Origin of the sequence: Mesorhizobium escarrei (genome assembly GCF_935825525.1) — a bacterium.
GTDB classification, from domain to species: Bacteria; Pseudomonadota; Alphaproteobacteria; order Rhizobiales; family Rhizobiaceae; genus Mesorhizobium; species Mesorhizobium escarrei.
On sequence record NZ_CAKXZT010000010.1, the window covers coordinates 1 to 6,856 of the forward strand.

The 6,856-nt window shown below is 62.8% G+C and carries 15 protein-coding genes and 1 pseudogene; 10 read left to right on the plus strand and 6 right to left on the minus strand.

Annotated features, from left to right (window positions below; all coding sequences use genetic code 11):
- From NMG80_RS01230 to NMG80_RS01250, 5 genes and pseudogenes are all read right to left on the minus strand, one after another.
- A pseudogene (locus NMG80_RS01230) lies at window positions 1–226 on the minus strand (acyltransferase); the annotation flags it as partial.
- 502 nt (window positions 227–728) lie between these two features.
- Complete coding sequence (locus tag NMG80_RS01235) at window positions 729–899, minus strand: hypothetical protein (RefSeq protein WP_254016445.1); 171 nt, start codon at window positions 897–899, stop codon at window positions 729–731.
- Between the two features lie 136 nt (window positions 900–1,035).
- Entirely contained in the window at window positions 1,036–1,230 is a 195-nt protein-coding gene (locus NMG80_RS01240; protein ID WP_254016446.1) for a hypothetical protein, read from the minus strand.
- Window positions 1,231–1,358: 128 nt separating this feature from the next.
- Window positions 1,359–1,529: a hypothetical protein gene (locus NMG80_RS01245; RefSeq protein ID WP_254016447.1), complete on the minus strand. Its 171-nt coding sequence runs from the start codon at window positions 1,527–1,529 to the stop codon at window positions 1,359–1,361.
- Between the two features lie 122 nt (window positions 1,530–1,651).
- Window positions 1,652–1,831: a hypothetical protein gene (locus NMG80_RS01250; protein ID WP_254016448.1), complete on the minus strand. Its 180-nt coding sequence runs from the start codon at window positions 1,829–1,831 to the stop codon at window positions 1,652–1,654.
- Between the two features lie 92 nt (window positions 1,832–1,923).
- Between NMG80_RS01250 and NMG80_RS01255 the strand changes: the two genes are divergently transcribed.
- From NMG80_RS01255 to NMG80_RS01280, 6 genes are all read left to right on the plus strand, one after another.
- On the plus strand, window positions 1,924–2,739 hold the full coding sequence (locus tag NMG80_RS01255; protein ID WP_254016449.1) for an N-acetylmuramidase family protein: 816 nt from the start codon (window positions 1,924–1,926) through the stop codon (window positions 2,737–2,739).
- Window positions 2,736–2,954, plus strand: a complete 219-nt coding sequence (locus tag NMG80_RS01260) for a hypothetical protein (RefSeq protein WP_254016450.1) — start codon at window positions 2,736–2,738, stop codon at window positions 2,952–2,954. The genes NMG80_RS01255 and NMG80_RS01260 overlap by 4 nt, the downstream gene beginning before the upstream one ends.
- 1 nt (window position 2,955) lies before the next feature.
- Window positions 2,956–3,216 (plus strand): hypothetical protein, encoded by a 261-nt coding sequence (locus NMG80_RS01265; RefSeq protein ID WP_254016451.1) that lies wholly within the window; start codon window positions 2,956–2,958, stop codon window positions 3,214–3,216.
- Window positions 3,201–3,425 carry a hypothetical protein gene (locus tag NMG80_RS01270; protein WP_254016452.1) on the plus strand — a complete coding sequence of 75 codons (225 nt, stop codon included), beginning with the start codon at window positions 3,201–3,203 and terminating at the stop codon, window positions 3,423–3,425. The genes NMG80_RS01265 and NMG80_RS01270 overlap by 16 nt, the downstream gene beginning before the upstream one ends.
- Window positions 3,404–3,745 (plus strand): hypothetical protein, encoded by a 342-nt coding sequence (locus tag NMG80_RS01275; RefSeq protein WP_436798520.1) that lies wholly within the window; start codon window positions 3,404–3,406, stop codon window positions 3,743–3,745. Before NMG80_RS01270 ends, NMG80_RS01275 begins: the two co-directional genes overlap by 22 nt.
- Window positions 3,746–3,997: 252 nt before the next feature.
- On the plus strand, window positions 3,998–4,291 hold the full coding sequence (locus tag NMG80_RS01280) for a hypothetical protein (protein ID WP_254016454.1): 294 nt from the start codon (window positions 3,998–4,000) through the stop codon (window positions 4,289–4,291).
- 346 nt (window positions 4,292–4,637) lie between these two features.
- Here the strand turns inward: NMG80_RS01280 and NMG80_RS37700 are convergent, their stop codons facing one another.
- Window positions 4,638–4,784, minus strand: coding sequence for a hypothetical protein (locus tag NMG80_RS37700; protein WP_436798521.1), 147 nt, complete (start codon window positions 4,782–4,784; stop codon window positions 4,638–4,640).
- Between the two features lie 144 nt (window positions 4,785–4,928).
- Between NMG80_RS37700 and NMG80_RS01285 the strand changes: the two genes are divergently transcribed.
- The 4 genes from NMG80_RS01285 (at window position 4,929) to NMG80_RS01300 (ending at window position 6,511) form a co-directional block, all read left to right on the plus strand.
- Entirely contained in the window at window positions 4,929–5,243 is a 315-nt protein-coding gene (locus NMG80_RS01285; RefSeq protein WP_254016455.1) for a hypothetical protein, read from the plus strand.
- A 321-nt stretch (window positions 5,244–5,564) separates the two neighbouring features.
- A complete protein-coding gene (locus NMG80_RS01290; protein WP_254016456.1) occupies window positions 5,565–5,870 on the plus strand; it encodes a DUF1236 domain-containing protein in 306 nt (101 codons plus the stop codon).
- 105 nt (window positions 5,871–5,975) lie between these two features.
- Entirely contained in the window at window positions 5,976–6,245 is a 270-nt protein-coding gene (locus NMG80_RS01295; RefSeq protein ID WP_254016457.1) for a hypothetical protein, read from the plus strand.
- Between the two features lie 38 nt (window positions 6,246–6,283).
- A complete protein-coding gene (locus NMG80_RS01300; RefSeq protein ID WP_254016458.1) occupies window positions 6,284–6,511 on the plus strand; it encodes a DUF2934 domain-containing protein in 228 nt (75 codons plus the stop codon).
- The last annotated feature ends 345 nt before the right edge of the window (window positions 6,512–6,856 follow it).

Sequence of the window (6,856 nt, forward strand, 5' to 3'; positions counted from 1 at the left end):
CATCACTGTGAAAAGGTACTAGGTGGCTCTTGCCGATGTAGCAGCGCCGTCCGATCATGATCCGCGCTTCTGGTCGATCAAACGAGAAGTAGCAGTTGATGATCCCGTCCTCGCCGATCGAGTGATGGCCACGGCGGGCAGTGCGGACACTCTGAATGGCCATCTTCGTGCCAGCGCCGACATTGACTCCCGCTAGGCGTTGCAGGAAGGGCGGCACAAAAGGCATGTCAGTGTCTTCCGTATCGTGTTTGTTGCTGCCTCTCGGCGATAACCTGCAAACCGTCGCAGAGCATGAGGTGCCGTTGTGGCATTCGCGTACTAAGCTCCTTCAATGCTGCCTGCGCATCGTGCTCGTCGTCGGCTTCCATCATTGGCGCAGGGATGTGTCGGCCATCGATTGCTTGGACCGAAAAGCGCTTGAGGGTTTGTGCCACCGGCAGGTTAGTTCGCATCGTCAGGGGCAGATCCGTTGGGCGGTCATCATTTGCGGCAAGCACCTCCGCTTTGCAAGCGTGATCGTGAGGTAGTTCACGCTCTAGTTCGTTTGGCTCGACACGGCCCCTGGCAACGACCCAGTGCAGGTAGCATTTCGCCAACCGCAGATAGACTTGTACCGAGTGATCTGTGGATTGATAATTTCGGCGGCGTCGGGCGCCGGCTGGCTGGCTTGCGCGTCCAAAAGACACGCCGTAGCCCGCGCCGCCGAATGGCGCAAAAGACTGCAAAGACTAATGACGGCTGTCTTGCGGCTTGTTGTGAGGCTGGCTGTTCGACCACCAGACAAAATACAGCGAGCCCATCTTCATCACCGGCACGCGACGCTCGCGTTCGCGCACCCGCAATTCGCGATAGACTTTCATCTTCAGGGTGCCGCCCGGCAATTTGATACGCACTGCCATCGGTTCAACTCCCGCCGGCTAGGCAATGATGATGTGCAATGCAGCAATTAAAGAACGTCCCTCGCCGAAGAGTCAACCGCCGACGGGTTTTTTTGATTCTTCCGGAAGAATTTGAGCGCGGATGACGGTCAGCGCGTCAAGCGCGTCGCCCGCCAGGATCGTCCGATGCACCCGGCTGGCCGTTCAAAGGACGCTGGCGGTCCGACCACCAGGTGAGATAGACCGAACCGATCTTGACGACAGGGATGCGCCGGCTGCGTTCGCGCTCACGCAACTCCCGATATACCTTCATCTTCAAGGTGCCGCCCGGCAACTTGATACGAACCGCCATCAGCCCAACCCCATTGTGCAATGCAGCACTAGAGAGCTTCCGTTGCGGAAGAGTCAAGGGCCGGGCATCGTTTCAAGCGCTATTTTCCGGACCGGTTCCAGAACGGTCCGGGCGCAGGCTCGCGATCATCAATTTGGCGGGCGTCCGGACGAACGATCCGACAGGCTGCTCGGCCACCAGATGATGAAGTACTTTCCGACCTGCCAGACCGGGACCTGGCGTTTCTGCTCGCGGCGGCGCAGCTCGTCCCTCTTCTTGATCTTCAACGTCCCGCCCGGAAGCCTGATCCTTATCGTCACGTGCCCTCCCGCCTGTGTCCCCCACAAGGCACAAACGGTTCGTGGGAGCCTTTTCATCCCGGCTAAGCGATTTCGGACCAGGCGGCAAGACGGATCGAGCTGTTGTCAACTGGTCGACGCCGTCAGTTGAAGAATTCCGCCATGCCCTGGAAGGCGAGGAACGCATAGGCGATCGGCCCGGCTATCAGCCCGCAATAGAGGCACAGGATCACCGCCAGCGCCACAAGCAGCGGCTTGTCGCGGCCGACCGCGCATAGCTCGGCTTTCAACGTCCAGCGCGCCGTTCCTTCATCTTGCGACATCGGCAAATCCCCGCAGTTTTGGCTCATTTCACACAATCTCCTGCAGACATCAACCTGGCGCCTGCAAACATCAACCTGGGAAGGACAAGACCATGGACATGACCTTCAAGGGCGCCGCCAGGCGCCTGGACGATCTCGACCTGCCAAAACTCGGCGCCAGGATCGGCGTCGGCGAGGACGAGATCCACGCCTTTCTCGATGTCGAAACCAGCGGGCATGGCTTCGACGCCCATGGCCGGCCGATCATCCTGTTCGAGCCGCATGTCTTTTATCGCAATTTGGCGGGCGCAGCTCGGGCAAAGGCGGTAGCGGCCGGCCTTGCCTATGCCAAATGGGGCGAAAAGCCTTATCCCCGCGACAGCTATCCGCGCCTGAAAGCCGCCTGCGCCATCGACGAGACGGCGGCGCTCAGATCGGCGTCATGGGGGCTCGGCCAGGTTCTCGGCGAGAATTTCAGGGCGGCCGGCTTCCCCACCGTGCAGGCCATGGTCGCAGCCATGATGGAGGACGAGGCGCTGCAGCTGGCGGCGGCAGTCAACTTCATCGCCGCCAACCGGCTCGACGGCAAATTGCGCGCTCACGACTGGGCCGGCTTTGCCAAGGGCTATAACGGCGCATCCTATGGGAAGAACGCCTACGATATCAGGCTTGCCGCGGCGTTCCGCAAATGGTCCGGGATCAGGGACACGCCGTGGCCGCCCACCGCCCCGGTGCAGCCTCCGGCGCCTGTCCCGATCCCGCAGCCGAACATTCCTGCACCTTCAGGGCCAAAGCCGGGCGAGGCTGGGCCCGGACCGTTGCCCGGCCCTTTGCCCGGATCATGGGCCGGAGTGCTGGCTCCGTTGGTCGCCGCAATCCTCACCTTGTTTCGAAAGGTCCCCTCCTTGTTTCGAAAGGTAAAGCCATGAACTGGTTCAATACCAACGCCGCGCACAATCTGATCAATATGCTGATCCTGCTGCTCACCGGCCTGGTCGGCTTCGACTGGACGCTGTTCGGCATCGACGCCGCCCTGGCGCTCAAGATCACCGGGGTGCTGACCCTGCTCAAGATCCTGATCAATATCGTGCGCGACGGCGTCGCCGGCCTCGTCAGAAACCAGCCTGCCGTGGAGGGCAATTGAGATGTGGGTGCTTTCCATGCTGGGCGCGCTCGCCGGCAACACGACGATCATGGCGATCTTCGCTGCGCTCGTCGGCGGCATCGGCCTGTTTGTCGCCGGCGGTCGGGCCAACAAGGATGCGGCCAGGCGAGCGGCGGAAAAACTCGCCGACGTCGAGGAGCGCCTCGAAATGGACCGCGAGGCGACCGATGCCGAACGCGCGGCGCGCGATCTGCCGGACGAAGCCGCACGGCGGGAGGCGATGCGATGGGCAAGGCGCTGACGATCGGCCTGCTGCTCGAGTACCTGCTGTTTGGGAGCCTGTTGCTCGCCGGATGCGCAACGCCGGTTTCGCCGGCGCGCCAGGTCTGGTGCGACCACAACCAGCCGCGCCGTGCGTCCGCCGTCGTCGCCGCCATGACGCGGCCCGAGCTCGACGAGATAAATGCCTACAACGGCAAGGGCGCCAGATGGTGCGGGTGGAAGCCATGATACAGGAGCTTCTCGATGCACTCGGCATCAAGGCGCCGGTGGTGGTCGCCGGCCTTTCCGGCGGCATTTTGCGAGCCTTGTCGCGCCACCGCTACAAGGTTCGCGAGATGGTGGCGTCGCCGATCTGCGGCGCGCTGGCGGCGGCCTACCTGACATTGCCAGTGGTGCATTATTTCCGCGCCACAGGCTTGGGGATTCCAGCGAACGACGACACCACGACGCTGGCCGCGGCGTTCCTCATCGGCGTCTCGGCGATGTGGATCTCGGACATCGTCTTCGAGGTGGTGGTGAGGCGGTTCAAGCCGGAGAAGGAGGAGTGAGATCGCGGCTGTCCTAAAGCGCGTCGCGTTCGACCGGGCGACGCGCTTTAGGTTGTTGTTTTCATGCATGTCGTTATCGCAAAACCGCTGCACACCCTCGGTTCAAGCCCGAGGGCATGCTTTTGCGCGACATGCATTATTGCGCCGCAGTAACACTCTTGCGGGAGATGCTGCTTCGGGTGAAGGTGGGGTTGAAGGTGCGGAACCACGGGCGAAGCTGCGCGTTTGGCACGACCTTTCCGAGGATGCAGCATGCCAGTCCGCCCAATCGTCCCGACAGCCGCAGCGATCCTGATCGCCGCCACAGGCATGGCTTACGCCCGGCCGGATGCGCGCACCATGACATGCGAACAGGCGCAGTTTCTGATCCAGAGCCGGCGCGCGGTCGTCCTGACCACCGGCCGCAACACCTATGACCGCTATGTCCGCCAGTTCGGCAATGAATGCGACTGGCCCGAAGTGCCTGTCGCCTCCTATATCAGGACGCTTGACGGTCAATGCCGGGTCCACCGATGCGAGGAGCCGGTTTTTGATTTCCCGGACTAGTGGGTCTGACGACGTTGTCATCCCAGGCGGAGCAAGGAGCGAAGCGACGCGGCGCGGGATCCATTCCGTTACCTTGGAGCGCTGCTGCGGTGCAGAACCTTTGATCGCCGAGGGACAGCGCCCCCTCTGTCCTGCCGGACATCTCCCCCACTTGGGGGGAGATCGGCAGCTTCGCGGACAGCGTCCTCTTTTGCAAGGTTGGTGGTTGGCGAAATCAGTGATGGAGGCCAATCTCCCCCCCTCGTGGGGGAGATGTCCGGCAGGACAGAGGGGGGCGCGAAGGATCGCTACAGAGCGCTTTTATTCTGAACCGCCGCATTCTTCGGCCGATGCCACATATGGTCCGCTAGAAGCCGAAGAATTGCCAGCCGACCAGATAGCCAAGCGCGACGACCACCAGGGGAAACAAGGCTGGCGCCAGCCGGCTTAGAGCGGAGTTCCTTGCCGGCTCCTTTGGGGCGCTCCTTTCGGCGTTTCCGAGGTTCTTGGTCATTCCGCTATAGTAGCAATCGCTGATTAACGATTCCCCAACATGCCGCGCCCGCGCCATGGAGCCGGGCGGCTTGCTGCAGGCGGGAACCAATCGCCGCCAACCTGCTTTGGCAAAGAGGCGATCGTTTGCGCTGAGGAGTTCGACATGAAACCTTTCGCATTCTTGCCAATCACGCTGCTCGGCGCACTGGCGGTGGCGGCGCCCGCTGCCGCCCAGACGGATAACGAGACACAGAACCAGGCGCCTGCCGGCCACTGCCAGGCCCAGCCGCAGAACGACCTGCAGCAGACGCCGCCCGTCAACAACGGTGACAGCCTGACCGACACGCTTGACCCCTGCAACGGCGTGCTGCTGCCGCCGCCGACCGGCGATCAGGGCATGGCCGCACCGCCGCCGGACGAAGGCAAGACACCGGTGCTCAAGCCCGGCGAGGTGCCGCCGCAGCCGCCGAAACAATAGGTTGGGGCATTTGCCGTTTCTCGCGCCTGACGGTTGCCGGCGTCGGCAGGGCTTTTTTGCCGTTGGGTGGAACATTAGTTATTGCTAAATGTTCTTGTCGAAGCAGTCGATATCACCCCCTCCGGTATCACTGCTGATCGGGCAATCCGATCGGCCCGCGCGCTTGGCGACCAGGAACGCGGGCCACTGCACGCGCCAGCCAACGCGGCGATCGATTAGCCGCCGCTCAAGGAACAAGAAGGTTGCGTTAAGCGTTTGCAATTGGGGCCAGGTCGTCCCGACTATGGAAGGCGGAGCCCGCAAACCAGACAGGAGAAGACGATGAAAACCCACCTTGTTCCTGCCGCCGCCGGGCTGGCTCTGCTGGCCGGTGTCGGCGTCGCCACCGCGGACCAGGTGATTATCACGCCCGAGCAGCAGACAGTCGTCCGCGAATATGTGGAGAGACACCCACTGGCGTCGATCAGCCTCCTGGGAGTCGAGCTCAACGTCGGTTCCACTTTGCCCGACACGGTTGAACTTCACCCGATCGAGGTTCCGGACGTCGAATACAGATACGTAGTCGTCGACGATCGCACCGTGCTGGTCGATCCCGGCACCCGCAGGATCGTGCAGGTTATCGACTGACCTTCACCCGCCGCTCTCTCGGCAAGACGCGGGAAGAGCGGCGGCTCGCCGGCAGGCAGCCGGCTGTTGATCGTCTTTGTGGCGGGACGGAAAGGAGCCATTTCCATGTTGCCGCATGTCGAGTCACGCAATGTGGCCGTATCTGTCGACAAGCTGCTTGCCGAACGGGGCACTGCCCTGTTGTCGATGAAGGCGTTGATTGCAGCCGTGCGTGAGCAAACCGGAACGGAGCGCTCGGACGCGGATCTGGCGGGGCTGATCACCAAAAAGGCGGCACTCCTTGGGGTCGCGGTTCTGTCCGATTTGGGTCGACCTGACTCGGGCCGACCCGATTTGGGCCGAAGCCCCCGAGACGCCGGTCGAAAGTTCAGCTAAAAGTTGTCGCTCACCGATTGAGCCGATGGAGGCAAACAGTGACGGACGACAGGCAGGAACGCATTCGCCGGCGGGCTCACGCGATCTGGGAACAGGCCGGCCGGCCCGACGGCGCGCATCAGCAGCACTGGGACCAGGCCGCCGCCGAAATCGATGGTGATGAGAGCAGGCCGAAGACCGCTCGGCCGAAGGCGCCGGCTCGGCCAAAGGAGCCGGCGGCCGGCAAGGCGACCGGTCCAAAGGCTGCCCGACCGCGCAAGGACTAGCCTCTGACGCTGGCGATTGGCTCCACGACTTCGTCATCCCAGGGCGGCAGCGGCTAAATGCTGATGTAGTGATCCTTGGCGCCCCCCTCTGTCCTGCCGGACATCTTCCCCACTTGGGGGGAGATTGGCAGTTTTGGCGCACCGCTCGCTCCTGCGACGGTGGAGGTTCGCTAAGGCGGTGGTGACGGCCAATCTCCCCATTTGTGGGGGAGATGTCCGGCAGGACAGAGGGGGGCGCATCGCTCTGCCATGAAAGGTTCTGCACCGTCGTGACGCTCTGAGGTAACGGCATGGATCCCAGGGTGCGCTCCGCTCCGCGTCGCTCCGCCCTGGGATGAGTGCGTC

What these genes read in the sequence shown, in the direction of transcription:
- NMG80_RS01265 (WP_254016451.1), top strand. Translation starts at nt 2,956, where the DNA reads ATGTGGGTGCTTTCCATGCTGGGCGCGCTCGCCGGCAACACGACGATC.
- NMG80_RS01295 (WP_254016457.1), top strand. Translation starts at nt 5,976, where the DNA reads ATGTTGCCGCATGTCGAGTCACGCAATGTGGCCGTATCTGTCGACAAG.
- NMG80_RS01275 (WP_436798520.1), top strand. Translation starts at nt 3,404, where the DNA reads ATGGTGCGGGTGGAAGCCATGATACAGGAGCTTCTCGATGCACTCGGC.
- NMG80_RS01280 (WP_254016454.1), top strand. Translation starts at nt 3,998, where the DNA reads ATGCCAGTCCGCCCAATCGTCCCGACAGCCGCAGCGATCCTGATCGCC.
- NMG80_RS01260 (WP_254016450.1), top strand. Translation starts at nt 2,736, where the DNA reads ATGAACTGGTTCAATACCAACGCCGCGCACAATCTGATCAATATGCTG.
- NMG80_RS01255 (WP_254016449.1), top strand. Translation starts at nt 1,924, where the DNA reads ATGGACATGACCTTCAAGGGCGCCGCCAGGCGCCTGGACGATCTCGAC.
- NMG80_RS01270 (WP_254016452.1), top strand. Translation starts at nt 3,201, where the DNA reads ATGGGCAAGGCGCTGACGATCGGCCTGCTGCTCGAGTACCTGCTGTTT.
- NMG80_RS01290 (WP_254016456.1), top strand. Translation starts at nt 5,565, where the DNA reads ATGAAAACCCACCTTGTTCCTGCCGCCGCCGGGCTGGCTCTGCTGGCC.
- NMG80_RS01240 (WP_254016446.1), bottom strand. Translation starts at nt 1,230, where the DNA reads ATGGCGGTTCGTATCAAGTTGCCGGGCGGCACCTTGAAGATGAAGGTA.
- NMG80_RS01250 (WP_254016448.1), bottom strand. Translation starts at nt 1,831, where the DNA reads ATGTCGCAAGATGAAGGAACGGCGCGCTGGACGTTGAAAGCCGAGCTA.
- NMG80_RS01285 (WP_254016455.1), top strand. Translation starts at nt 4,929, where the DNA reads ATGAAACCTTTCGCATTCTTGCCAATCACGCTGCTCGGCGCACTGGCG.
- NMG80_RS01235 (WP_254016445.1), bottom strand. Translation starts at nt 899, where the DNA reads ATGGCAGTGCGTATCAAATTGCCGGGCGGCACCCTGAAGATGAAAGTC.
- NMG80_RS37700 (WP_436798521.1), bottom strand. Translation starts at nt 4,784, where the DNA reads ATGACCAAGAACCTCGGAAACGCCGAAAGGAGCGCCCCAAAGGAGCCG.